Source organism: Mesorhizobium sp. B2-5-11 (genome assembly GCF_006440835.1).
Lineage (GTDB): Bacteria > Pseudomonadota > Alphaproteobacteria > Rhizobiales > Rhizobiaceae > Mesorhizobium.
In genome coordinates this window covers 43,219-67,519 of sequence record NZ_VFUK01000017.1, presented here as the reverse complement: position 1 = coordinate 67,519, position 24,301 = coordinate 43,219, and the positions used below count along the sequence as shown (strand labels likewise).

The window sequence follows — 24,301 nt, the reverse complement described above, 5'->3', positions numbered from 1 at the left end:
GTGCGCTACTCGGCCGCGGCGCGGATGCCCGGCATGTCGGGAAAGGTGCAGATGACGGTCGTGCCCTTGTCCTTGCCGGTTTCGATGCGGACGCTGCCGCCATGCAGCTCGACGAAGCTCTTGACGATCGACAGTCCGAGCCCGGCGCCGCGCCGGCGGCCGCCATTGGCGCGCGGCTCGAAGCGGCGGAACACCGAGTCAAGCACGTCGGGCGGCATGCCGGGTCCATCGTCATGGACCGAGAATTCCACACCGTCCGCCAACTGACGGCAGGCGAGCCGGATGGCGCTGGCCTCCGGCGCGTAGTTGGCGGCGTTGCTGAGCAGGTTGTAGAGGATCTGGCGGATGCGGATTTCGTCGCCGTGGAAGGTCTTCGGCGCCGCCGCGGCATCGACCTCGAGCCTGATTGAATGCTCTTCCAGCCGGTCGGCAACCAGCTCGGCGGCGGCGGCGATCGTGCGGTCGACATGGACCTCGGAAATGTCGAGCTGCATGATGCCGGCATCGACCGTGGCAAGGTCGAGTATGTCGTTGACGATGGTCAAAAGCACCGAGGACGACGAGCCGACATGCTCGACATATTCGCGCTGCTTCTGCGTCAGCGGACCGGTGACCGGCAGCGACAGCAGTTCGGTGAAGCCGATGATGTTGGTCAGCGGCGAGCGCAGTTCGTAGGACACGTGCTGGACGAATTCGTTCTTGAGCTGGTCGGATTTCTCCAGCGCCTCGTTCTTGTCCTTGAGCGCGCGTTCGACACGGACGCTGTCGGTAACGTCGACGAAGGTCATCATCACCTGCCCGTTGGGCAAGGGGATCACGGCGTAGCGCAGCACGGTGCCGTTGTTGAGCTCGGTCTGACCGTGGCGGTCGCGGCGCTCGTCGTCGAAGCCGGTGATGGCGGCGACGAAGCCGCCCCACGGGCTGTCGATCGCTTGCAGGTCGCAAAGCTCACGGATTGCGGAAACATGGACATTGGGCCGGGCGGTTTCGGCGTCCAGGCCCCACAAAGTAGCAAATGCCGGGTTCGACAGGCGCAGCCTGCCGTCGGGACCGAACACCGCCACGCCTTCGGCGAGGTTGTCGAGTGTTTCGCCCTGGACCCGCACCGCGGTGCGGTAGCGGCTTTCGAGGTCCATCTTCTCGGTGAGGTTCTCGAACACCCAGGTGACGCCGCCCTTGGGCTGCGGGTTGGCGACGACGCGGATGGTCTTGCCGTCGGGCAGGTGCCACCAATGCTCCTGCGATTCCACCGCGCGGTAGGCGCCGAGCAGGCCTTCCTTCCAGCGACGCCACTCCGGCTGCTCGGCGATCTTGCCCTCGCTGCGCAGCCGATCCAGCAGCAAAGCGTTATCGGGCGCGCTGTGCAGGAAGCCTGCATCGAGGCCCCAGAGCTTCTGGAAAGCCTGGTTGAAGAAGCGCAGCTTCTCGTCGGTGTCGAAGATCGCGACCGCCGTGTTGAGCTGGTCGAGCGTGTCGGCGTGGCTGCGCACGGTGCGCTCATATTCGCTGCGGATGGTTTCGATGGCGCTGGTGTCGCAGGCAAGCCCGGCCGAACCGTCGGCGCCGGCGAAATCGGTCACCGCGAAGACGCGGCGGTCGCCCTCGATGACTGTGGAAAGCGTCTGTTCGAAAACAGGATGGGACTTGTGCTGGGCAGCGATCGCTTCGCGCGCCTGGCCGCCGAGGAATTCCTTGGCGTCGCGGACAGCCATCTCCGCGCTTTCGGCCTCGACCGCTTCGGCATAGGCCCGGTTCACCCATCTCAGGCGGCCGTCCTCGCCGCGCAGCCATGCCGGCATCTTCAGCGCCTCGAGCAGGCCGATCATCGTATCATGGTCGGCGGCCAGCCGCTGGTTTTCGATCTTCAGCCGGGCCTGGCTGCGTTGCGTCTCGGAAAGAGAAACGAACCGCACCAGCACATGCGCCGCGCTCTTGCGGCCATGCACTTCCAGCGGAGCGCCGGTCTGCGTTTCGATGACGAGGTCGAAGGACACGGCTCTTTCGCGCAGCCCCGCGACGGCATGCTCGAGTGCCGCAGCCGAGCGCGGCATCAGCCAGCGGCCGAAGGCAAGGAAGGCGGCCCGCTCCTCGGGCGCACCGCTTTCGACCGGCAGCGTACCGATGAGCTCGGGTTTCTTGTTCTCCGAGGCCCAGACGACGACACGCTGGTCGCGCAAGTTGAGCAGCGCCTCCGAACGGCGCAGCGCCGCGTTGATGTCCGCGATGCGGCTCCTGAGCTCGACATTTTCGGCCGAGGTGCGCGCTCTCTCCCGGATCAGAACGATGGCCGACAGGAATGCCGCTCCCATCACTCCGACAAAGACGGCAAGCTGCACGACCTCGACCGTGCTCACCGATAGGCTTGCAGCCTCCGCAGCAGCAGCCTGGGCGTGGGCCACCGTGCCGACCAAAGGCCAGCCAAGTGCGGAGCCGGCAAGGAAAAGTCCGGCGCGCGCGCGCCATGAAGGGCGCCCGCCTCGCGTGGCGGTGCCGGTAATCCTCGAATCGTCATGGCCGCCGGAAACGGCCCGTCCCGCGCAAAGCGGGTTATCCCCCGGCATGTCTTGGTCCTCTTCGCCGCCTGAATGCAAGACCGCCCTGATGCGTACGCCGGTCCTCGTCCCCGGACCGCGAATCACAACAATAGCGCCTGCTGGAATCGGCGTGAAGAATCATTCGGCGCAAAAATAAAGCCGGGCGAAAAGTCAATCGCCCGGCGTCAATATCTGGTAGTAAATTCAGCTTTGGTTAATAGCGGTAGTGTTCCGGCTTGAACGGACCCTGCGGGGTCACGCCGATATAGGCTGCCTGTTCGCCCGACAGTTCGGTCAGGCGAGCGCCGAGCTTGTCGAGATGCAGGCGCGCGACCTTCTCGTCGAGATGCTTGGGCAGCACGTAGACCTGGTTCTGGTACTGCTCGCCCTTGGTGAATAGCTCGATCTGCGCCAGCACCTGGTTGGTGAAGGACGCCGACATGACGAAGCTCGGATGGCCGGTGGCGTTGCCGAGGTTGAGCAGGCGGCCTTCCGACAGCAAGATCATGCGCTTGCCATCGGGGAAGGTGATCATGTCGACCTGAGGCTTGACGTTGGTCCATTTCAGGTTGCGCAGCGATGCCACCTGGATCTCGTTGTCGAAGTGACCGATGTTGCCGACGATCACCATGTCCTTCATCGAACGCATGTGGTCGAGGGTGACGACATCCTTGTTGCCGGTGGTGGTGATGACGATGTCGGCGGTGGGTGCGGCATCTTCGAGCGTGACGACCTCGAAGCCGTCCATCGCCGCCTGCAGGGCGCAGATCGGATCGACCTCGGTGACCTTGACGCGGGCGCCGGCGCCCTTCAGCGAGGCGGACGAGCCCTTGCCGACGTCGCCATAGCCGCAGACGACGGCGACCTTGCCGGCCATCATGGTGTCGGTGCCGCGGCGGATGCCGTCGACCAGCGATTCCTTGCAGCCATATTTATTGTCGAATTTCGACTTGGTGACGGAGTCGTTGACATTGATGGCCGGGAAAGGCAGCAAGCCCTTCTTCTGCAGCTGGTAGAGCCTGTTGACGCCGGTGGTCGTCTCTTCGGTGACGCCCCGGATCGCTTCCTTCTGCTTGGTGAAGAAGCCGGGCGAAGCCTTCATGCGCTTCTTGACCTGGGCATAGAAATATTCCTCCTCCTCGCTGTGCGGATTGGACAGCACGTCCTCGCCGGCCTCGGCGCGCGCGCCGATCAGGATGTACATGGTGGCGTCGCCGCCATCATCGAGGATCATGTTGGAGGTGCCGCCGTCGGCCCACTGGAAAATCCTGTCGGTGTAGTCCCAGTACTGCTCAAGCGTCTCGCCCTTGACGGCGAAGACCGGGATGCCGGCCTCGGCGATGGCAGCAGCCGCATGGTCCTGGGTCGAGAAGATGTTGCAGGAAGCCCAGCGTATATCGGCACCGAGCGCCTTCAGCGTCTCGATCAACACCGCGGTCTGGATGGTCATGTGCAGCGAGCCGGTGATGCGCGCGCCCTTGAGCGGCTTCTTGGAGCCGAATTCCTCGCGGCAGGCCATCAGGCCCGGCATTTCGGTTTCGGCGATCTCGATTTCCTTGCGGCCCCAGCCGGCAAGCGAGATGTCGGCGACCACATAGTCCTTGCTACCCGTCATGGCAGTGCTCCGATGCGAATTGTTACGCTATTGAATTGTTTGCGGATGCGCCCGCGCCGGCAGGCGCGTCGAAGGGCGCGAATTGCCCGCCTGACTAGCAGATCGGCGTCAAGACGACAATGGGATATAAAGAAATCTTTATCCCTGCATGTCTTTCATGCGAAGGTAAGGGATCAGCATTCCTCGCCGAAGCGGGACGCCACCAGCTGCTCCAGCGCATTCATGACCTCAAGCGCTTCGGGACCGCTGGCGGTGACGCGAATCGAATAGCCCGGACTTGCCGCCAGCATCATCAGGCCCATGATCGAGGTGCCGCCGACCTTGACGCCGTCCTTCTCGACGTGGACCGACGCGTTGTAGCCGCTGGCGAGCTGCACGAACTTGGCCGAGGCGCGCGCGTGCAGGCCGCGTTGATTGACGATCGGAAATTCGCGGACGATCTGGTCCTTTTCCGACGACATCGTGCTCATTTGCTGCTCAGGAGCTGGCTGGCGACATTGATGTATTTGCGCCCCGCCGCCTGCGCCTCGTCGAGGGCCGCCGCCATGTTGTCGCCCTTGCGGATCGAGGATAGCTTGATCAGCATCGGCAAATTCATGCCGGCGATGACTTCGGTGCGGCCGGACTCCATCACGGAAATGGCAAGGTTCGAAGGCGTGCCGCCGAACATGTCGGTCAACACGATCACGCCCGTCCCGGTGTCGACACGGGCAACGGCATCGACGATGTCGCGCCGGCGCTGCTCCATATCGTCGTCAGCCCCGATCGCCACGGTTTCGAAATTGTCTTGTGGCCCGACGACATGTTCCACGGCATGTCGGAACTCGGTGGCCAGTTGACCGTGCGTTACAAGCACGAGTCCGATCATTCTTTGGTGGCTCCCGTCATCGCCGCTTCACAGGCGCATTTTATGCTCGCCAGCCATTCCAGGCGGCGGGAGCGCTATCTTGTCGACGCGCGGCTCGTTGACAAGCCCAAAATTGCGCCGGCCCATGCCATTTTGACGCATTGCAGCAAAAAACCCCGGTCGCATCATAGAAAAGGCGCGATCGACAGATGCGCCATCACGGCGGGCAAGGCAGCGGCAATATTGCGTTCCGCAACGTCAATCCGCGGCACCAGGCAGCCGGCGATGGTGTCGTCGGCATCCTCCTGAAAGCGTGCTACTTCGCCGGCCGGCAAAAGCCTGACATGCAGATCGATGACGGCGCCCGCCTCAAACGGCACGGGTCGCGGACCACGCCCGGGCACCTCGACCAGGCCCTCGATCGCGGCGGGCGCGCGGCACACCAGCCGTCCCGCATGTGCCATGACGAAAAGCTGGTCGTCGCCGACGAGCCGTGAGAACAAGCCTTGCGGGTGGCAATGGTCAATGAGCGCCAGCGCCAGTGTCGTCTTGCCCGAACCGGATGCGCCGCTGACGAGAACGCCGCGCTCGCCGATCAGGATGGCCGTTGCGTGGATGTTTTCAGGCTGCATGAGCGTGCCCGCTTGTGTATTTCGGAAATCCTGATCCAACGCCGTCATCCCGAGGATCTGCAGGCCTTCCAATAGTGTTCGCACCATAGCCACGCTGTGCGGCGGGTCCTCGAGACAAGCCCGAGGATGACGGCCGTAAGGCCGCGATATCCGGGATCATTTTTGCATGAGGCATGATCTGATCCGAAAACCGGTTCCCACTTTTCGGGATCATGCTTCGGCCGGCAGCGTAACCACGAAGCGGGCGCCCTTGATCTCGCCTGGCTTGGTGCCGGGGATGTTCTCGGCGGTCAGCGTGCCGCCATGGGCCTCGACGATCTGCCTGGATATCGACAGGCCAAGGCCTGAATTCTGGCCGAACGCCTCGCCGGCGGGCCGGTCGGTGTAGAAGCGTTCGAAGATGCGATCGATGTTGTCGGCGCGGATGCCGGGACCATTGTCATCGACGGTGAGGATGTTGAACTTGCCGGTGCGCGCCAGCGACAGGATGATATGGCCGCGCTCCTCTGGCACGAAGGAGCGGGCGTTCTCGATCAGGTTGGTGATGACCTGGCCGATGCGCAGGTCGTGGCCGACGACGAAATAGCCCTTGACGCCCTGCGGCAGCTTGGCCACCCTGAGTTCGATCTCGACCGCCTTCTTGTTGCGCGTCGTTTCACGCGAGACGGCGACGAGGTCGGTGATGAATTTCTTCAGGTCCACCGTCCCCGCGTCATCCCGCGCCAGCTCGGCATCAAGACGGGAGGCGTCCGAAATGTCGGTGATGAGGCGGTCCAGCCGCCTGACGTCGTGCTGGATGATCTCCATCAGCCGGCTGCGCGAATTGTCGTTCTTGGCGAGCGGCAAGGTTTCCACCGCGCTGCGCAGCGAGGTCAGCGGGTTCTTCAATTCATGCGAAACATCGGCGGCGAAGCTCTCGATCGCCTCGATGCGGGCATAGAGCGCGTTCGTCATGTCGCGCACGGCAATCGACAGATTGCCGATCTCGTCCTGCCGGTCGGAGAAATCAGGGATTTCCTCGCGGCTCTTGACGCCGCGCCGTACCCGCACGGCCGCCGCAGACAGCCGGCGCAGCGGATTGGCGATGGTGGAGGCCAGAAGCATCGACAGGATGGCGGTGACGAGTGCCGCGATGCCAAAGACGCGCAGGATCGCCTTGCGTTCGGCGGCGACGATCTTGTCGATGTCGCCGCCTTCGGTCGACAGCATCAACACGCCGAGAACGGCGCGGAAGCGCTGGATCGGCACCGCGACGGAAACGATCTGCTCGCCCTGTTCGCTGATCCGGACGATGGTCGACGGGCTGCCGGTCAGCGCCTTGACCACTTCCGGGAAGGCAGCGCCATTGCCGCCGGGCTGCTCGTGATAGACCGGCAGATCGGTGTTGCGGAAGAAGTCGAAGATGAACTTCTGGATGCGTTCGACAAGGTCGGGCTCTTCCTCGTCGACCGGGGGCAGATCGTACCGAAGGATCTGGCCGCGCGAATAGAGATGGCGCGAATCGAGCAGCAAATTGGCGTCGCGGTCGTAGATGCGGGCGCGGGTGCGGGTCGGCGAGATCAGCCGGCGCAGCACCGGGGCGACGCGTTCAGGATTGATCGGGAAATCCAGATTGTCGAGCTGGTCGGAGCCCGGTCCCAGGCTTTCGCCGGCCTGCAGCTCAAGCAGCTTTTCCGGATCGATGCTGATCGAATCGGTCTCGACCGTCGCCGAGGCGGCGATCGCGCCGGCGATGATCTCGCCCTGGGTCATGAGGCTTTCGACGCGGGCGTCGATCAGCCCGTCGCGGAAGGTGTTGAGATAGAGAATGCCGGTGACCAGGACTGCGAGGCCGGCGAGATTGAGGAAGAGGATACGCCGCGTCAGGCTGGAAAAGATGTGATGGCCGAGGAAGCGGCGCATGGGCACGGTGAGCTTCGACAGGAACGCGGGCATGATGCGCGCCGGCCGCCTTGCAACGCCCGCCGATCTGCTCCGCTGTGCTTCCACTGCCATCGAACAGCAGTTCCCTGCTTAGTATTAGTGAGTAGCGGGTAGCGAATAGAGAAATGGTTGGCTGAGATCGCGGCGATGCACGGGTGGCCGCTCGCACCATTCAAAACTGACTACCGACTATTCTCTATTGCCTACCCGCCTATTCACGCCTCGCGGAACCGGTATCCGACTCCGTAAAGGGTTTCGATCATCTCGAAGTCGTCGTCGACGGCCTTGAACTTCTTGCGCAGCCGCTTGATGTGGCTGTCGATGGTACGGTCGTCAACATAGACCTGCTCATCATAAGCCGAATCCATCAGCGCATCACGACTTTTTACGACGCCGGGGCGCTGTGCCAGCGAATGCAGGATCAGGAATTCGGTGACGGTGAGCGTCACCGGTTCCCCCTTCCAGGTGCAGGTGTGGCGTTCCTGGTCCATGACGAGCTGGCCGCGCTCGAGCGAGCGCGCCTGCTGGCTGGGCGCTTTTGCCGCGGCCTCACGGGCGCTGGCACGACGCAACACCGCGCGCACCCGCTCGACCAGCAAACGCTGCGAGAAGGGTTTGCGGATGAAGTCGTCGGCGCCCATCTTGAGGCCGAACAGCTCGTCGATCTCGTCGTCCTTGGAGGTCAGGAAGATGACCGGCAGGTCGGATTTCTGGCGCATCCGGCGCAAGAGTTCCATGCCGTCCATGCGCGGCATCTTGATGTCGAGGATGGCGAGATTCGGCGGGCGCGCCGCCAGGCCTTCCAGCGCGGACGCACCATCCGTGTAGGTTTCGACGCGATAGCCTTCCGATTCGAGGGCGATCGACACCGAGGTCAGAATGTTGCGGTCGTCATCGACAAGCGCGATTGTTGCCATTTCAAGCGGCTCCCTCATGAGCTGTCCCTTCTTTGGTAGAGAAGGGGCTTTTGCAGGACAAATTAGGTACAAAATGTGGCATAGGCCTTCGCCGCTGTCACGGGCGGCATGCCGGCGGCCACGATCGCACCTCGATATGGATTGGACGAACCAGCGCCGCCAATCCTTTGGGCAACCACGAAACTTTTTGCACATATAAACGATTTAAACAACTTTCAAAATATTTAAATCGATTAATGATTTGATATCATTCGGCTTTTCTGGTTCTGACCATCTAAGCTCGCGTAGTGGGCGTGCCGGAAAGGCGCCGGCAAAGATGCGGCAAATCGGAGAAGGGTCACCCATGTCGGAAGTCGGCAAACGCAATCCTGCCTGCGCGATCGATCGTATCGGTCTCAGAACCTCTGGCCTGGTGCGCTACAATTTCGGGGCGCCCGCCCTCTACGAGGAATCAATCAGGCGCGGCGAAGCGCGGCTGACCGCACATGGCGCGCTGGTCGCCGAAACAGGCCAGCACACCGGCCGTTCGCCCAAGGACAAGTTCGTCGTCCGCGACGGCGCCACCGAGAATGACATCTGGTGGGACAACAACAAGGCGATCTCGCCGGACCAGTTCGAGACGCTGCTCGAAGAGTTCCGGGCGCACGCCGCGGACAAGGATCTCTACGTGCAGGACCTTGTCGGCGGCGCAGACCATGAGCTGAAGCTGCCCACCAGGGTCATCACCGAGTTTGCCTGGCATTCGCTGTTCATCCGCAACCTGCTGATCCGTCCGGAAGCTGCGGAGCTCGACCATTTCGTGCCCGAGATGACGATCATCGACCTGCCCTCCTTCCGCGCCGACCCCGCCCGCCACGGCACCCGCACCGAAACCGTGATCGCCGTCGACCTCACCCGCAAGATCGTCCTGATCGGCGGCACTTCCTATGCCGGCGAGATGAAGAAATCGGTGTTCACAATGCTGAACTACCTGCTGCCGGCCAAGGGCGTGATGCCGATGCACTGCTCGGCCAATGAGGGCGCTGGCGGCGACGCCGCGATTTTCTTCGGCCTGTCGGGCACCGGCAAGACGACGCTGTCGGCCGATCCGTCGCGCACGCTGATCGGCGACGACGAGCACGGCTGGGGGCCGCACGGCATCTTCAATTTCGAAGGCGGCTGCTATGCCAAGACCATCAAGCTGTCGGCGGAAGCGGAGCCTGAGATTTTCGCCACCACGCAGCGCTTCGGCACGGTGCTGGAGAACGTCGTTCTCGACGCCCATGGCGTGCCGGATTTCGACGACGGCCGGCTCACCGAGAACACGCGCTGCGCCTATCCGCTCGACTTCATACCCAATGCCAGCAAGACGGGGCGCGCCGACCATCCCCGGAACATCATCATGCTGACCGCCGACGCTTTCGGCGTGATGCCGCCGATCGCACGACTGACCCCGGCGCAGGCGATGTATCATTTCCTGTCCGGCTACACGGCCAAGGTGGCCGGAACGGAGAAGGGCGTGACCGAGCCCGAAGCGACGTTCTCGACCTGTTTCGGCGCGCCGTTCATGCCGCGCCATCCCTCGGAATATGGCAATCTGCTGCGCGAGCTGATCGCGCAGCACGGTGCCGATTGCTGGCTGGTCAACACCGGCTGGACTGGCGGCGCCTACGGCACAGGCAGGCGGATGCCGATCAAGGCGACGCGCGCGCTGCTTGCCGCGGCACTCGACGGCTCTCTGAAGACGACCGGTTTCCGTACCGACGCCAATTTCGGTTTCGAGGTGCCGGTGGCGGTGCCGGGCGTCGACGCCGCCATCCTCGACCCGCGATCGACCTGGGCCGACAAATCGGCCTATGACCGGCAAGCGGCAAGGCTGGTCGGCATGTTCGCCGTCAATTTCGAGAAGTTCGAAAGCCATGTCGACGCCTCCGTCCTCGGCGCGGCGCCGCACATGCGGGAAGCGGCGGAATAATCGCCCGCCAGGCTCAGCCATCCTCGCAAGGCCCGGTCCCGATCGGGCCTTTTCTTTTTTCGTGCGCCGCGCCATGACTGCGGCATGACGAGCGACGACACAATCATCATTGCCGACGATGCCGTGATCCATCCGGGTGATCTGCACGAGGATTTCATCCGCTCCTCCGGCCCCGGCGGGCAGAACGTCAACAAGGTGGCGACGGCGGTGCAGCTGCGCTTCGATGCACGCAACGCACCCGGCCTGTCGGAGCGCGTGCGCGAACGCACGATCAGGCTTGCCGGCCAGCGCGCCACCAAGGACGGCGTCATCGTCATCGAAGCCGGACGCTTCCGCACGCAGGAGCAGAACCGGGCGGATGCACGGGCGCGGCTGACGGCGCTGGTCGCCAAGGCGGCCGAGCCGCCACCGCCGCCGCGCAAGAAGACGAGACCGTCGAAAGGCGCGGTCGAACGGCGGCTGAAGAGCAAGGCCGGACGCGGCACCATCAAGAAACTGCGCGGCCGGGTAGAGAACGATTAAGCAACACACCAATCGCGCGCGTGAACCCGCTTTCAATTTCGCTTTGCAGATGCAAGGTTTACTCATTGCCACAGCAAGGAGACCTGGAGATGGGTATGTTCGATTTCGTCAAGAGCGTCGGCAAAAAGCTCGGCATAGGCGGTGACGAGGAAGCGGCACCCAGCGCCGATACGCTCAAGAAAGAACTCGATTCGCACAAGCTCGGTACCGACGGCGTGCAGGTCGTCGTCCAGGGCGACACGGCGGTGCTGAAGGGCGTGGTCAAGGACCAGTCGGTTTTCGAAAAGGCGGTCATCGCCGTCGGCAACACGCTAGGCGTCTCCAAGGTGCAGGCGGACGAGTTGCAGGTCGCGCCGGCCTCCGGTTCGGCGGCGGCCGCGGCCAAGGAACCGACCTTCTACACCGTCCAGAAGGGCGACAATCTCTGGAAGATCGCCGAGAAAAGCTATGGCAAGGGCAAGGGCGCCAAGAACACGGTCATCTTCGAGGCCAACAAGCCGATGCTGACCCATCCCGACAAGATCTATCCGGGGCAGGTCCTGCGCATTCCAGACCTCACCTGATCAAGGGAGACGCGAATTTTTCGGGAACGGCGGCTTTCGGGTCGCCGTTTTCATTTTCAGATGGCATGCTCGAACCGACGAAACGGAGCTAGCGACCGACCTCATGCTCGTTCTGCCCAAGGGCGTCCGCCACATGCCGGCCTATCTGTCCCGCGACGTGCAGGAGGCGCTGGTGGAGGATGTGAGAGGCATCGTCCAGCAGGCGCCGCTATTCGTGCCGGCCATGCCGCGCACCGGCAAGGAAATGAGCGTGCGCATGACCAATTGCGGCCCGCTCGGCTGGGTCACCGACAAGGAACGCGGCTATCGCTACCAGCCGACGCACCCCGTGACAGGGACGCCGTGGCCGCCGATCCCGGATGTGCTGATGCGGTTGTGGCGAGAGGTCTCGGCCTACCCGCATCCGCCGCAGGCATGCCTGGTCAATTTCTACGCGCCGGATGCGAAGATGGGCCTGCATCAGGACCGCGACGAGGAGGATTTCTCAGCACCCGTCGTCTCGGTCTCGCTGGGCGACGACTGCCTGTTCAGGGTCGGCCAGACGACGCGCGAGGGGGCGACCCGGTCGTTCAGGCTGAAGAGCGGCGACGTCGTCGTGCTCGGCGGCGAGGGACGCCTCTGCTTCCACGGCGTCGACCGCATCTATCCCTCGACCTCGGCGCTGCTGAAAAATGGCGGCAGGATCAATCTGACGCTGCGGCGGGTGACGAGGGGTCAGTGAGCACTGCTGCGCCGCGCATAGACCTCGATGTAGTCTCCTAGCGCGATCTCTTCGTAATTGCTCATCAAGGCCTGGAAGTCAGCGTTCTGACGCATCCAGGTAGTCCATATTGGAGGATAATTCGCCGCCAACGACAACACGGATTTCTTCTTGTCCAAGCGATCGACAAGGATGATGTCCGGCTTGTTGTCGCGGATCAAGGAGTTGACATAAAGCGTATAGTTGTCGAGGTCGTGCCGCGCTATTCGTTCGTCTTCGCCGTGATAGTTGCCTTTCATCAAACCCCAAAGCGCATGGGCGCCAACCCAATCATGAGCGTAGGCTGAAAGCCAGCGGCCATTGACCATCCTCGCCAGCGGATTCCCGACGGAAAGATCCGAACTGACCTGAACAATGGACGGCGAGGAGTATCGGGCCTTGATTGCATCGACCAGGCTCTTTTCCGGCATCTGGTAAAACTGGTGGTGCGTTACCGTGAGAGCGACAACCACGGCAAAGGCGGCGCTAGAATGAAGTCTTGCATTGGCGCGCTCCGAAGCCGCTTCTTCTCCTGAAAGCGCGAGCACTTTTTGCCTTCGCGATGCAACAGCCAACAGCATCGCGACCAGCAACGCAAGCTGATACGGATACTGGTGATTGGGCCAATATTTGCCAAGATATGCCATTGAGACAAAGAAGCCTGCGCCACTTGTTACCGCAATTGCCACATCACTTCGCCAAGCAGATTTCCGCATCTGGAAGGCTATAAAAACGACGAACACCGCAAAGGTCGGCAACGCCAACAGAATATTTATGTTGGCCCGCAGACTGACATAGTAGCGCATCAGCAAAGGCAAGAACGTATCAAGAAATTCTGGGAACCATATTCGCACGCTGGCGAGATACCCCGTGCAGATCGCGCCTATGACGATATTCTCAACAGTCAGGCAGGCCAGAAGCGACCGCCTTCGCCAGGCGATGACAAGATAAGGCAGTGCGATGCCAAGTGCCCAGTGGGGCTTAACGAGCAGCAACACGCTTGCCGCCAGCCCAACGGTGAATGCAAGTGCAAATGGTATATGCTGGCCTGGACTATCGTTGGAACGCCACATCATCAGGAACAGCATCGGCATGAACAGCATCATACCGATATGCTCGCGTTGTCCGAAAATATTCCCTGGCATGATCAGAAGCAGAACCGCGAGCATGGGATAGACCCACTGGGTTCTGAGATCGACAAAGATCCTGCCTTTCTCGATCACAAGGGCCGACAACAAAATCGAAACGACGAAGATAAGATAGATGAAATATTCGATCGCCAATTCCGGCGAAATTCCTAACCTATGGGACAACCACACTGGTCCGATATACAGAGCGACCGAAAAAGGCGGGTTGGTTTCTAAAATGTCGACATAGAGTTTCTGACCAGAAAAAATCTTCTCGCAGATAATGATTATCCAACTCACATCGGTGTTGTCACCCGCTGTCCAAGGCATGAAAAAGGAGATCACGACGACCAGTCCAACGAGCGAGAATTGCCGCAGACTGCCGTTACGGTACTGGGATGCGACCATCGCATCGAACGTTCTTGCGCCCGACAAGCTCATATGATTGCCTCTAAAAGGACGAGCCTCCGCAAAAGATTAAAGGTCATGATCGAAACTGGGACAGAGGCATAGCTGCTTGCGATCCCATTAAGATTGCATCGGAAACTAGCTCGGATAGCCTAAAGTGCCGTTAATCGCGCCAGCTAAAGCTTGCGCAGCGCCACTTCCTCGACGAGGTGGTCGGCGCCTTTGCGTAGGATCAAGTCGGCGCGGGCGCGTGTCGGCAGGATGTTTTCGCGCAGGTTCTTCAGGTTGATGTTGGTCCACAGGCCTTCGGCAATCGCCCGTGCCGAATCCTCCGACAGTTGCGAATAGCGATGGAAGAACGATTCCGGATTGCGGAAAGCGGTCTCGCGCAGCCGCATGAAGCGGGAAATGTACCATTCGTGGATCAGCTTCTCGTCGGCATCGATGTAGATGGCGAAGTCGAAGAAGTCGGACAGGAAAGGCACGATCTTGCCGTCCTGCGGCAGCTTGCCCGGCTGCAGCACATTGATGCCCTCGAAGATCAGGATGTCGGGCCGGTCGATGGTGACGAACTCGCCGGGGATGACGTCATAGGTGAGGTGCGAATAGACCGGCGCGCGGATATCCGGCAGCGCCGACTTGATGCCCGAGAGGAAGCGCAGCAGCGCGCCGACGTCGTAGCTGTCGGGAAAGCCCTTGCGCTCCATCAGGTTTTCGCGGCGCAGCACCTCGTTGGGCAACAGGAAACCGTCGGTGGTGATGAGATCGACCTTGGGGCTGGACGGCCAGCGCGCGAGCAGCTCCTTCAGCACGCGCGCCGTGGTCGATTTGCCGACCGCGACCGAACCGGCGATGCCGATGATGAAGGGCGTCTTGACCACGTCCGAGGCGTTGAAGAAAGCCTGGCGCTGCCGGAACAGCAGTTGGCTGGCCTCGACATGCGCCGACAGAAGCCGCGACAGCGACAGATAGATGCGCTTGACCTCTTCGAGATCGATTGGATCGTTCAGCGACCGCAGGCGGCGGAATTCATCCTCGCTCAGCGTCAGCGGCGTGTCGGCGCGGAATTGCGACCATTGCTCGGCCGAGAAGAAACGAAAAGGGGAATATTTCTCGGTCGGTGCGAGCTGATCCATCGAGATTCCTGCCCTCCTCGCGGTCAGCGCTTGGACCGTGACGCCTTCTCGGCGATACCCGAACGCCCGGTGCGGCTTTCGAGCTCCCTAAGCACGTCGTCCAGCGGCACACCCGAAATGCCGAGAACGACGAGCCAATGATATATAAGATCGGCACTTTCCGAAACGAGCGCCTGTTTGTCGCCCTTGATGGCGGCAATCACCGTCTCGACCGCCTCTTCGCCGAGCTTCTGCGCCGCCTTCTCGATGCCGCGCGCGTAAAGCTTGGCGGTCCACGAGTCCGGATCGCCGGAATGGGCGCGTTCGCTGATGATTGTCTCCAGGTCGGAGAGTGAAAACTCAGTCATGGCGCCTTGGCCCTGTTTCTTAGCCGCAAGCCTCTAGGGCCGATCGCCCGAGGAGTCCAGCCGCATCGGCAGGCCGGCTTGCGCCATATGGGCCTTGGCCTCGGCGATCGTATAGGTGCCGAAATGGAAGATGGAGGCCGCCAGCACGGCACCTGCATGACCGTCGCGAATGCCTTCGACCATATGGTCGAGCGTGCCGACACCGCCCGAAGCGATCACCGGGGCGCGCACCGCGTCCGATACCGCGCGGGTCAGCGCGATGTCGTAACCGGCCTTGGTGCCGTCGCGGTCCATCGAGGTCAACAGGATCTCGCCGGCACCGCGATCGACCATTTTCCGGGCGAATTCGATCGCATCCATGCCGGTTTTTTCCCGTCCGCCGTGGGTGAATATCTCCCAGCGGTCGGCCTCGCTGGCGCCCGACACTTTCTTGGCGTCGATGGCGACAACGATGCACTGGTTGCCAAATTTGTCGGCGGCTTCGGCGACGAAATCCGGGTTCTTGACCGCCGCCGTGTTGATCGACACCTTGTCGGCGCCGGCCAGGAGCAATTTCCTGATATCGGCGACCTGGCGTACGCCGCCGCCGACGGTGAGCGGCATGAAACATTGCTCGGCCGTGCGGGCGACGACATCGAAGATGGTCTCGCGATTGTCCGATGACGCGGTAATGTCGAGGAAGCAAAGCTCGTCGGCGCCGGCCGCGTCATAGGCCTTGGCGGCCTCGACAGGATCGCCGGCATCGATGAGATCGACGAAGTTGACCCCCTTGACGACGCGGCCGCCCTTGACGTCGAGACAGGGGATGACGCGGGCTTTCAGCATCAGCGGCCTTCTATCGTGGCTATGAGATCGTTGAGCAGCTGCCCGACCAGCGGCGGCACATCGGCCTGCGCATCGAAAGCCGGATCGTAGGCGGAAACGGTGATGCCGACGATCGGCACCGCAAGCGCCATAGCGCAGGTCGCGTCGCGCAATTGTTCCGGGTTCGGCCCGCCCGGCGCTACATAGCGGTTGGCCTGCAGCGCCTCAGGGTCGTGCACGTCGAGATCGAGATGCAAGTGCACGCGTTTAGCGCCGGCGACCTTGAGTTTTTCGGTTGCCGCTGCCGCTCCCGGACATTCCGTGCGGATCACCGGCAATGCCTCCAGAAGCTGTTTCTCGTCCGGGTCGAGATCGCGAGCGTTGACGAGCACGCAGCGCGACGGATCGATCGGCTGGAAGCCGGGAATGGCCGCCGCCATCGGGCGCCAGCACAGGCCAAGCATGGTGGCCAGCGCCATGCCGTCGAGAAACCCGTATATGGATGTGTCGGGCGTGTTGAGGTCGCCGTGCTGGTCGGCCCAGATGATCGCGTCGGCGCCTTCGCCGGCGACCGCGCCGGCTGATGTCAGGCAGTTTCCGGCCAGCACGATGGGAAAGCGTCCCCTGTCGCGGGCAATGCGGACCTCGCCCGAAACGGCATTGCAGACAGCGAAACCGGTGGCGATCTCACGCTCCTGGGCATCGCCGACCTTGCCGATGTCCTCGACCGCGACATCGTGGCCGGCCATGGTCAAGGCTTCGACCAGTCCGCCCGCAATCAGCGCGTCCGGCCCCTGCCCCATGCCGCCATGATAATGGCCGCTGTCATAGGAGGCCAGGATGATCGAGACTTTCAAGATCGCATCTCCACCGGGGGCGCGCCTTTCAGGATCGCCAATGCTTCGGCCGGATCGATGCGGCCGTCGTAAAGGGCGCGGCCGGAGATCGCGCCTTCGAGCTTTTGCGCGTCGGGCATGGTCATGCGCACGATGTCGACGATCGAGGCGAGGCCGCCAGAGGCGATGACCGGGATCGACACGGCGTCGGCGAGGCTGATCGTGGCATCCCAGTTGATGCCGGTCAGCACGCCATCGCGGTCGATATCGGTGTAGATGACGGCGGCGACACCGGCGCCTTCGAATTTCCTGGCTAGCTCGACGACGCCGAGGCTCGACGCCTCGGCCCAGCCTTCGACCGCCACCTTGCCGCCCTTGGCGTCGATGCCGACGGCGACCTTGCCCGGAAAGGCCTTGCAGGCCTGCCTGACCAGGTCGGGATCGCGCACCGCAACCGTGCCGAGGATGACGCGGGCCAGCCCTCGGTCGAGCCAGTCCTCGATCTGCTCGAGCGTGCGGATGCCGCCGCCGAGCTGCACCGGGTTCTTCGTCGCCTTGAGGATGGCGCCGACCGCGGCGCTGTTGACGCTCTGACCCCGAAACGCGCCATTGAGGTCGACGACATGCAGCCACTCGAAGCCCTGCTCTTCAAATGCCTTTGCCTGGGCGGCCGGGTCATCGTTGTAGATGGTCGCGGTCGCCATGTCGCCGTGCTTGAGGCGCACGCACTGGCCGTCCTTGAGGTCGATTGCAGGAAACAGGATCATTTTCTCAGGCGCCTTCGACAATGACGAAATGGCCGGTCGAGGCGGCAAGCCGGAATTTAGAGGCCTGTTGATATTCCGGCGAATGATAGCATTCGACGGCCTTGGCGTAGGATTCGAACTCGACCAGGACGTGGCGGTTGCCGGTTGGCCCTTCCGGGCTCTCGTGGCGTCCCGCCCGCACGACGAATTTCGCGCCGTACTTGGCGAAGGCAACGGCATTCGCCTCGATATACCGCTTGTACAGATCGGGATCGCGAACATCGATCATCGCCATCCAATAGCCCTTCTTGCTCATGGCTCCTCAAGGCCTCCAGCGCAGGAAATTGGTGATCAGGGCGAGGCCCAGCGCCTGGCTCTTCTCTGGGTGGAACTGCGTGCCGACGAGGTTGTCGCGGGCGACGGTCGCCGTTACCGGGCCGCCATAGTCGGCGACCGCGAGCACCTCGTCGGGCTTGCGCGCATCGAGATGATAGGAATGGACGAAATAGGCGTGCAGGCCGGTTGGCCCGGTTGGAACGCCGGAGAACAGCGGATGCTTGCGCATCAGCTCGATCGTGTTCCAGCCGATCTGCGGGATCTTGAGTGCCGGATCGGCCGGCGTGATCTCCTTCACGTCACCTGATATCCAGCCAAAGCCATCGGTGATCGTCTTTTCGAGGCCGCGCTGCGACATCAGCTGCATGCCGACGCAGATGCCGAGGAAAGGACGCCCCTTGGCGATGGCGACTTCCTCGACAGCTTCCCACATGCCGGGGACGGCACGCAGGCCGGCCGCGCAATCGGCATAGGCGCCGACGCCAGGCAGCACGATGCGGTCGGCCGTGCGCACCCGCTCGGCGTCGGCGGTCAGGTCGATGCCGGCGGCGATGCCCGCCTCGCGCGCCGCGCGCTCGAAGGCCTTGGTGGCCGAGCGCAAATTGCCCGAGCCGTAATCGATGATCGCAACGCGCATGTCAGCGCCTTCCCGGAATGTGGGTCAGCCCAAGCGCCATGCCCGGCTGCGCCGGGCGCGCCAGGGCGGCGTCCGGCACCATGCGCCGCGCAGGCTCGGCTCCATCCGCATGCCGCTCGGCCTCCAGGGCAAAGCGCGCATCGGCATCGTCGAGCCAACCGGCTTCGACCACCCCCCATTCGCGCCAGCCGCGGCGGCGGAGCGCCGCGATGCGCAGCGCCTGCCCTTCCAAGCCGACATAGAGCGAGACAAGCAGGGACAGCAGCGAACCGGCCAACCCGAGACCGAGCCTTTCGCCAAGCATCGAAAGCACCGCCATGACAATGAAGGTGAGTGCCGCTTCGATCCACAGCCGATGCCAGGCGAACCACAGCGGCGGCACCAGCAGGCCGAGCCAGGTAAAGCCGTCGCGGACAAGCGCCGTCGCATCGGCCTTTTCGCCAGGGCCCGGCGGTTCCATCACGACATAGCTGGCCATGACCTATCCCTTCAACGATCCCTTGGTGGAGGGAACCGCGTCCGGCTGGCGCGGATCGCGCTCCAGTGCTGTCCGCAGCGCACGCGCCACCGCCTTGAAGCAGGTTTCGGCGATGTGGTGGTTGTTGGCGCCATAGTGATTGGTGACATGCAGCGTGATGCCGGCGTTCTGTGCCAGCGCCTGGAAGAATTCGCGCACCAGTTCGGTGTCGAAGGTGCCGATCTTGGGCGAGGAAAACGAAACGTTCCACACCAGGAAGGGACGGCCAGAGACATCGATCGCCGCGCGCGTCAGCGTCTCGTCCATGGCAAGATCGATCGAGGCATAGCGCATGATGCCGCGCCGCTCGCCCAGCGCCTTGGCCAGCGCCTGGCCGAGCGCGATGCCGGTGTCCTCGACCGTGTGGTGGTCGTCTATGTGCAGGTCGCCCTTGGCCCGAACGGTCATGTCGATCAGCGAATGGCGCGAAAGCTGGTCGAGCATATGATCGAAGAAGCCGACGCCGGTCACGATGTCCGATTTGCCGGAGCCGTCGACATGGACCGACACGGCAATGTCGGTTTCCCTGGTCTTGCGGCTGATTTCGGCGGAACGGGGCGACATGGCCTTGTCCTTGTCCGTGAGTTTAAGCGCTTCAGGCGTTCGCCTGCTTGAAAACGAAAGCCTTCTAGCAGCATGATCCGGCGATTGCCAGTTGCGATCCAGGCCGGTATCGAGCGTTTGCAATCACCGCCCCCATGCATACATATGGGCCGATCAAAGTCACTCGTACCGCGCCAATCGCCTTTTGAGGGATGGCGCGAATCGGAGCAGCAAATGTCCAATGAACTGACCATGCACGCCACGACTATCGTGACGGTGCGCAAGGGCAACAAGGTGGTGATCGCCGGCGATGGCCAGGTCAGCCTTGGCCAGACCATCATGAAGGGCAACGCGAGAAAGGTGCGCCGCATCGGCAAGGATGGCAACGTGATCGCCGGTTTCGCCGGTGCCACGGCGGACGCCTTCACGCTTCTGGAGCGGCTCGAAGCCAAGCTCGAACAATATCCCGACCAGTTGACGCGCGCCTGCGTCGAACTCGCCAAGGACTGGCGCACCGACCGCTATCTGCGCCGGCTGGAAGCGATGATGCTGGTGGCCGACAAGTCGGTCTCGCTGGCGCTGACTGGCACCGGCGACGTGCTCGAGCCCGAGCATGGCGTCATGGCCATCGGTTCAGGCGGCAACTATGCGCTGGCTGCGGCCCGCGCCCTGATGGACACAGACAAGGACGCCGAGGAGATCGCCCGCAAGGCGATGCAGATCGCCTCCGACATCTGCGTCTACACCAATAACAATTTCGTCGTCGAAACACTCGATGCCGCCTGAAACAGGCCGGCGTCCATGATCCCGATCCGAAAGACCGCGCAAGCGAAAAATGGAGGCCGGCTTCGGAGAAGATCATGGAAAGACACGACCATAGCTACGATTTTCGGCCGGTGACCCAGAAGGACCTGCCGATGATCGCCGGCTGGCTCGCCGAACCGCATGTCGCTCAGTGGTGGGACGATCCCGAGACGGAAATCGCCGAGATTCGCGATCATATCGATTCGATTTCCGTCGAGCCGCTGATCGTGGAACTCGACGGCACGCCGATCGCTTACCTGCAAAGCTACGATCCACACCTGGAAGAGGACCACCCTTATGCCGACCAGCCGTTCGGGACGCTCGGCATCGACCTGTCGATCGGCCGGCCGGAACTGGTCGGCATCGGCCATGGTTCGGCGATCGTGCGGCAGTTCGTCGAGCAGTTGTTCGAGGAAGGCGTGCCGCGCGTCATCATCGATCCCGATCCATCCAATGGCCGCGCCATCCGCGCCTATGAAAAGGCGGGATTCCGGGCAATTGGTCGCCGGCAATCCAGATATGGCGACGTCTTGCTGATGGCTATCGATGCGCACGACACGCAAGCGGACAACGGGGAAGCGGGGAACTGACGGATGAACGCAGTTGGCGAGGACAGCACGCTCTCGGCCTATGAAGACAGCTGGCGGATGGGGCTTCTGCTCGTGCTCGCCCTAGTCATTTTCCAGGCCGGAGCCCTCTATGGCATGGGGCATCCGCCGATCTGCACCTGCGGTTATGTCAAACTATGGCACGGCGTGGTGAACAGTTCCGAGAATTCCCAGCATATATCGGACTGGTACACGTTCTCGCACATCATCCACGGCTTCCTGTTCTATGCGCTGGCCAGGTTCCTGTTTCCGCGTTCGCCGGTCGGCTTGCGGCTGGCTTTCGCCGTCTTCATAGAAGGCGGCTGGGAGCTGATCGAGAACAGCCCGTTCATCATAGAGCGCTACCGCGCCGGCACCATCTCGCTCGACTATTACGGCGACAGCATCATCAATTCGGTGTCGGACACGCTGGCCATGGTGCTGGGATTTGTGATGGCGCGAAGGCTACCTATATGGGTGGTCGTCAGCCTCGCCATCCTTTTCGAACTGGGTACGGGCTACCTTATCCGGGACAATCTGACACTCAACGTGATCATGCTGCTGCATCCGTTCGAGGCCATCAAGCAGTGGCAAAGTGGAATTTAGTGATATGAGCACATTTTCTCCCCGCGAAATCGTTTCGGAACTCGACCGCTTCATCATCGGCCAGAAGGACGCCAAGCGTGCCGTGGCTATCGCCTTGCGCAACCGCTGGCGCCGCCAGCAGCTGGAAGGCCAGATGCGCGAAGAGGTGATGCCGAAGAACATCCTCATGATCGGGCCGACCGGCGTCGGCAAGACCGAAATCTCGCGCCGCCTGGCGCGGCTGGCCGGTGCGCCCTTCGTCAAGGTCGAGGCGACCAAATTCACCGAGGTCGGCTATGTCGGCCGCGATGTCGAGCAGATCGTGCGCGACCTCGTTGAGGTCGCCATCGGCCTGGTGCGCGAGAAGATGCGTGAGGACGTCAAGGCGCGCGCCCATGTCAACGCCGAGGAACGCGTGCTGGAGGCGCTGGTCGGCAAGACTGCCAGCCCTGCCACGCGCGATTCCTTCCGCAAGAAGCTGCGCGAGGGCGAACTCGACGACAAGGAGATCGAGATCGAAGTGGCCGACACCGGCAATGGCGGCATGCCCGGTTTCGAGATTCCCGGCATGCCGGGCGCCAATATCGGCGTGCTCAACATCAACGACATGCTGTCGAAGGCGATGGGCGGCAAGAAGACCAAATTGCGCAAGACGACGGTGAAGGAATCCTACGACCTGCTGGTCAACGACGAGTCCGACAAGCTGCTCGACCAGGACGAGGTGGTGCGCCGGGCGCTGGACGCCGCGGAAAATGACGGCATCGTCTTCCTCGACGAGATCGACAAGATCGCGGCCCGGTCGGATATTTCGGGCGGGCCTTCGCGTGAGGGCGTGCAACGCGACCTGCTGCCGCTGGTCGAAGGTACGACGGTGGCGACCAAATATGGACCGCTGAAGACCGACCACATCCTGTTCATCGCGTCGGGTGCGTTCCACGTCTCGAAGCCGTCCGACCTCTTGCCGGAGCTGCAGGGCCGCCTGCCGATCCGCGTCGAATTGCGCGCCCTGGAGAAGGAGGACTTCGTCCGTATCCTGACCGAGACGGAAGCGAGCCTGATCAAGCAGTATATCGCGCTGATGAAGACCGAAGGCGTCGACCTGACCTTCACCGACGACGCCATCGATTCGCTGGCCGGCATCGCCGTCGACCTCAACGCCAGCGTCGAGAATATCGGCGCAAGGCGTTTGCAGACGGTGATGGAGCGCGTGCTGGACGATATCTCCTACGACGCGCCGGACCGCAACGGCACTGCGGTGACCATCGACGCCGCCTATGTGGAAAAGCATGTCGGCGATCTGTCGAGGAACACCGATCTGTCGCGCTTCATTCTTTAAACACCGGCGCCGCCCCTATTTGAGCGCCGCGCATCCTTGCCGGCGACATGTTGGGGCAGCAGAATATGTGGCCAGATGGTACCATCTGGCCACCTTTCGTCCTTGTTCGTGACGGGGCACTCTCGACTCGACCAATCGCTTTACCTAGTTTGCCCGCCACTACAGCCGCGCGTCCGTCGGGCGTGCAAAGGACGCTGTAGCACTTTATCTGGCACATGATCCTTTCCGAAATCTGTCTCCGATTTCAGGGTCATGTGTCTTTGCAGGCGGCGGGCGCATGAAAAAACTGGTCCTGGTCATTCTCGGCTTGACACTGGCGGCAACGATGTTCGGCGCCGACGCGGCAACCCTGGTGCCGCCGGGAAACCGCAATACGGAGCAGCCCAGCATTCCGGGAGCCTCGAGCCGACGCACGCAGGCCACCAACACCACTTTCCAGGCGAAATACCGCAAGGTCTATGCGCTGCTGCAGAACGACGCCGACCTGCGCGGCAAGATCAAGAAGGCAGCAAGCATCTATGGCATCGATCCAATGCACATTGTCGGCGCCATCGTCGGCGAGCACACCTACAATGTCGACGCCTACGACCGGCTGCAGACCTACTACGTCAAGGCGATCTCCTATCTCTCCAGCAAGCTGTCCTTTGCCTATGACGGCGAGGACATCACGGATTTCGTGCAGCGGCCGGAATTCAGGAAATGCGCCGGAATGTCCGACAGTTACGATTTGTGGGAATGCCGCGAGCAGGTGTGGAACCGTTCATTCCGCGGCAAGACGGTCGGCGGCGAGGATTTCCCCAACGACCGCTTCGGCGCCACTTTCTTCCAGCCCTACTATGCCGGCCAGACCTTTGGTCTCGGCCAGCTCAATCCGCTGACCGCGCTCCAGATGAGCGATCTCGTGCACAAGGTTTCCGGCCTGCCGAAGCTCGACGTCGGCGATCCCAATGCGGTCTACAAGACCATCATGGATCCCGACCTGACGCTGCCCTACGTTGCCGCGACGATCCGGAAATCGATCGACGCCTATAAGAGCATCGCCGGCTTCAACATTTCGAGCAATCCGGGCCTGACCGCCACGCTCTACAATGTCGGCAATCCCGAGCAGCGCGCCTATGCGCTGAAGGCGGAGAACGACAAGCGCAGCGCCGCCGGCGAGCCGCTGAAGCTGCCGGAGGAGAATTATTACGGCTGGCTGGTCAATGACAAACTACCGGAGCTGAAGGCGCTGTTTTAGGGAGCTCAGGCGCGCTGACGTTAATTTGCCAACGCCTGCGCCGCAGACCCTGACAATTGGCGTTGCATC

26 protein-coding genes are annotated in these 24,301 nt (G+C 62.4%); 9 read left to right on the top strand and 17 right to left on the bottom strand.

Annotation, left to right across the window (positions count from 1 at the left end):
* Positions 1-5: 5 nt before the first annotated feature.
* The 7 genes from FJ490_RS30585 to FJ490_RS30550 form a co-directional block, all read right to left on the bottom strand.
* Positions 6-2,561 carry a PAS domain-containing sensor histidine kinase gene (locus FJ490_RS30585; protein WP_140729488.1) on the bottom strand — a complete coding sequence of 852 codons (2,556 nt, stop codon included), beginning with the start codon at positions 2,559-2,561 and terminating at the stop codon, positions 6-8.
* A 187-nt stretch (positions 2,562-2,748) separates the two neighbouring features.
* Positions 2,749-4,149: an adenosylhomocysteinase gene (gene ahcY / locus FJ490_RS30580; RefSeq protein ID WP_140517752.1), complete on the bottom strand. Its 1,401-nt coding sequence runs from the start codon at positions 4,147-4,149 to the stop codon at positions 2,749-2,751.
* A gap of 173 nt (positions 4,150-4,322) precedes the next feature.
* Positions 4,323-4,619 carry an HPr family phosphocarrier protein gene (locus FJ490_RS30575; RefSeq protein ID WP_140491179.1) on the bottom strand — a complete coding sequence of 99 codons (297 nt, stop codon included), beginning with the start codon at positions 4,617-4,619 and terminating at the stop codon, positions 4,323-4,325.
* Positions 4,616-5,017 (bottom strand): PTS sugar transporter subunit IIA, encoded by a 402-nt coding sequence (locus tag FJ490_RS30570; protein WP_027032585.1) that lies wholly within the window; start codon positions 5,015-5,017, stop codon positions 4,616-4,618. The genes FJ490_RS30575 and FJ490_RS30570 overlap by 4 nt, the downstream gene beginning before the upstream one ends.
* A 164-nt stretch (positions 5,018-5,181) precedes the next feature.
* Entirely contained in the window at positions 5,182-5,628 is a 447-nt protein-coding gene (locus FJ490_RS30560) for an HPr kinase/phosphorylase (RefSeq protein ID WP_140729492.1), read from the bottom strand.
* A gap of 210 nt (positions 5,629-5,838) precedes the next feature.
* Positions 5,839-7,623: a sensor histidine kinase gene (locus FJ490_RS30555; protein ID WP_140491185.1), complete on the bottom strand. Its 1,785-nt coding sequence runs from the start codon at positions 7,621-7,623 to the stop codon at positions 5,839-5,841.
* Between the two features lie 143 nt (positions 7,624-7,766).
* A complete protein-coding gene (locus FJ490_RS30550; RefSeq protein WP_010912942.1) occupies positions 7,767-8,468 on the bottom strand; it encodes a response regulator transcription factor in 702 nt (233 codons plus the stop codon).
* A 343-nt stretch (positions 8,469-8,811) separates the two neighbouring features.
* Between FJ490_RS30550 and FJ490_RS30545 the strand changes: the two genes are divergently transcribed.
* The 4 genes from FJ490_RS30545 to FJ490_RS30530 all read left to right on the top strand — a co-directional run bounded on the left by FJ490_RS30545 (position 8,812) and on the right by FJ490_RS30530 (position 12,228).
* Positions 8,812-10,422, top strand: a complete 1,611-nt coding sequence (locus FJ490_RS30545; RefSeq protein WP_140628764.1) for a phosphoenolpyruvate carboxykinase — start codon at positions 8,812-8,814, stop codon at positions 10,420-10,422.
* 84 nt (positions 10,423-10,506) lie between these two features.
* Positions 10,507-10,944 (top strand): alternative ribosome rescue aminoacyl-tRNA hydrolase ArfB, encoded by a 438-nt coding sequence (arfB, locus tag FJ490_RS30540; RefSeq protein ID WP_140491189.1) that lies wholly within the window; start codon positions 10,507-10,509, stop codon positions 10,942-10,944.
* Positions 10,945-11,033: 89 nt separating this feature from the next.
* Positions 11,034-11,507 carry a peptidoglycan-binding protein LysM gene (gene lysM / locus FJ490_RS30535; RefSeq protein WP_140491191.1) on the top strand — a complete coding sequence of 158 codons (474 nt, stop codon included), beginning with the start codon at positions 11,034-11,036 and terminating at the stop codon, positions 11,505-11,507.
* Between the two features lie 103 nt (positions 11,508-11,610).
* Positions 11,611-12,228 carry an alpha-ketoglutarate-dependent dioxygenase AlkB gene (locus FJ490_RS30530; RefSeq protein WP_140524103.1) on the top strand — a complete coding sequence of 206 codons (618 nt, stop codon included), beginning with the start codon at positions 11,611-11,613 and terminating at the stop codon, positions 12,226-12,228.
* On the opposite strand, the gene FJ490_RS30525 is transcribed toward FJ490_RS30530, so the two are convergent.
* From FJ490_RS30525 to hisB, 10 genes are all read right to left on the bottom strand, one after another.
* Entirely contained in the window at positions 12,222-13,814 is a 1,593-nt protein-coding gene (locus tag FJ490_RS30525; RefSeq protein ID WP_140658366.1) for a hypothetical protein, read from the bottom strand. The genes FJ490_RS30530 and FJ490_RS30525 overlap by 7 nt on opposite strands.
* A gap of 143 nt (positions 13,815-13,957) precedes the next feature.
* Complete coding sequence (gene coaA / locus FJ490_RS30520) at positions 13,958-14,917, bottom strand: type I pantothenate kinase (RefSeq protein ID WP_140491197.1); 960 nt, start codon at positions 14,915-14,917, stop codon at positions 13,958-13,960.
* Positions 14,918-14,940: 23 nt separating this feature from the next.
* The gene (locus FJ490_RS30515; protein ID WP_140524106.1) at positions 14,941-15,264 is read right to left on the bottom strand and encodes a phosphoribosyl-ATP diphosphatase; all 324 of its coding nucleotides are present in this window, start codon (positions 15,262-15,264) and stop codon (positions 14,941-14,943) included.
* A 33-nt stretch (positions 15,265-15,297) separates the two neighbouring features.
* Positions 15,298-16,092 (bottom strand): imidazole glycerol phosphate synthase subunit HisF, encoded by a 795-nt coding sequence (hisF, locus tag FJ490_RS30510; protein WP_181165351.1) that lies wholly within the window; start codon positions 16,090-16,092, stop codon positions 15,298-15,300.
* Positions 16,089-16,925, bottom strand: coding sequence for an arginase family protein (locus FJ490_RS30505; protein ID WP_140658370.1), 837 nt, complete (start codon positions 16,923-16,925; stop codon positions 16,089-16,091). Before FJ490_RS30505 ends, hisF begins: the two co-directional genes overlap by 4 nt.
* A complete protein-coding gene (gene hisA / locus FJ490_RS30500) occupies positions 16,922-17,671 on the bottom strand; it encodes a 1-(5-phosphoribosyl)-5-[(5-phosphoribosylamino)methylideneamino]imidazole-4-carboxamide isomerase (protein WP_140658372.1) in 750 nt (249 codons plus the stop codon). Before hisA ends, FJ490_RS30505 begins: the two co-directional genes overlap by 4 nt.
* A 4-nt stretch (positions 17,672-17,675) precedes the next feature.
* On the bottom strand, positions 17,676-17,966 hold the full coding sequence (locus FJ490_RS30495) for a DUF1330 domain-containing protein (protein WP_140491206.1): 291 nt from the start codon (positions 17,964-17,966) through the stop codon (positions 17,676-17,678).
* Between the two features lie 6 nt (positions 17,967-17,972).
* Positions 17,973-18,623, bottom strand: coding sequence for an imidazole glycerol phosphate synthase subunit HisH (gene hisH / locus FJ490_RS30490; RefSeq protein WP_140517743.1), 651 nt, complete (start codon positions 18,621-18,623; stop codon positions 17,973-17,975).
* A 1-nt stretch (position 18,624) separates the two neighbouring features.
* Positions 18,625-19,101 carry a DUF2628 domain-containing protein gene (locus tag FJ490_RS30485; protein ID WP_140729487.1) on the bottom strand — a complete coding sequence of 159 codons (477 nt, stop codon included), beginning with the start codon at positions 19,099-19,101 and terminating at the stop codon, positions 18,625-18,627.
* A gap of 3 nt (positions 19,102-19,104) precedes the next feature.
* A complete protein-coding gene (gene hisB / locus FJ490_RS30480) occupies positions 19,105-19,704 on the bottom strand; it encodes an imidazoleglycerol-phosphate dehydratase HisB (protein WP_140491213.1) in 600 nt (199 codons plus the stop codon).
* A 213-nt stretch (positions 19,705-19,917) separates the two neighbouring features.
* Here hisB and hslV point away from each other — a divergent pair, with 213 nt between their 5' ends.
* The 5 genes from hslV (at position 19,918) to FJ490_RS30455 (ending at position 24,232) form a co-directional block, all read left to right on the top strand.
* Positions 19,918-20,469 (top strand): ATP-dependent protease subunit HslV, encoded by a 552-nt coding sequence (gene hslV / locus FJ490_RS30475; protein WP_140582985.1) that lies wholly within the window; start codon positions 19,918-19,920, stop codon positions 20,467-20,469.
* 74 nt (positions 20,470-20,543) lie between these two features.
* Positions 20,544-21,077 (top strand): GNAT family N-acetyltransferase, encoded by a 534-nt coding sequence (locus FJ490_RS30470; protein ID WP_140729486.1) that lies wholly within the window; start codon positions 20,544-20,546, stop codon positions 21,075-21,077.
* Between the two features lie 3 nt (positions 21,078-21,080).
* Positions 21,081-21,680 carry a DUF2585 domain-containing protein gene (locus tag FJ490_RS30465; RefSeq protein WP_140729485.1) on the top strand — a complete coding sequence of 200 codons (600 nt, stop codon included), beginning with the start codon at positions 21,081-21,083 and terminating at the stop codon, positions 21,678-21,680.
* A 4-nt stretch (positions 21,681-21,684) separates the two neighbouring features.
* A complete protein-coding gene (gene hslU / locus FJ490_RS30460) occupies positions 21,685-22,995 on the top strand; it encodes an ATP-dependent protease ATPase subunit HslU (protein WP_140550442.1) in 1,311 nt (436 codons plus the stop codon).
* A gap of 277 nt (positions 22,996-23,272) precedes the next feature.
* Complete coding sequence (locus tag FJ490_RS30455) at positions 23,273-24,232, top strand: DUF1402 family protein (RefSeq protein ID WP_140729484.1); 960 nt, start codon at positions 23,273-23,275, stop codon at positions 24,230-24,232.
* Positions 24,233-24,301: the final 69 nt, after the last annotated feature.